The sequence below is a fragment of the Polaromonas sp. P1_G2 genome (assembly GCF_056405515.1).
Map to the genome: position 1 here is coordinate 1 of NZ_JBFUBY010000880.1, position 525 is coordinate 525.

Consider the following 525-nt stretch of genomic DNA (forward strand, 5'->3'; position numbering starts at 1 on the left):
GAAGTGGACCGGCACTTCAACGGTCACATTGGTGGTCGCCGACACGCGTAGGAAATCCACATGCACAGTGGTATCCTTGACCGGGTCGAGCTGGTAGTCCTTCGGCAGGACGGAAATCTTCTTGCCGTCGACGTCGATGGTTGCCACCGTCGTCATGAAACCACCGGCATGGATCTTGAGCGTCAGCTCCTTGACCGGAAGCGCGATGGAGATGGGGGCCTGCTTGTCACCATAGATGACGGCAGGAACGAGGCCGTTGCGGCGAAGTTCGCGGGAGGACCCCTTACCAACCCGATCGCGCAGCTCGGCCTTGAGCTCGTAAGCAACGTGGCTCATGGCTATTCCTTTCTAGTGTTATGGAGGGTCCCCGGCATAGTTTTGACGCCGAAAACCGGCCTGTCTTGCGACAAACCTCCACCGTGCCTCCAAGGGTGTCCCGGTGGATGGCGGCGCTCATATAGCAAATGTCGGGTGAACGCAAGGCGCTCTCGAATAACCGTCACGCTCAGACGTTAGGATCAAAAC

At 58.3% G+C, this 525-nt stretch carries 1 protein-coding gene; it reads right to left on the bottom strand.

Going from position 1 to position 525, the window contains the following annotated elements; all coding sequences use genetic code 11:
• Positions 1–336, bottom strand: a 336-nt coding sequence (locus AC1D0P_RS28125) for a 50S ribosomal protein L25 (RefSeq protein ID WP_477679736.1), incomplete at its 3' end; no start/stop codon positions are given.
• Positions 337–525: the final 189 nt, after the last annotated feature.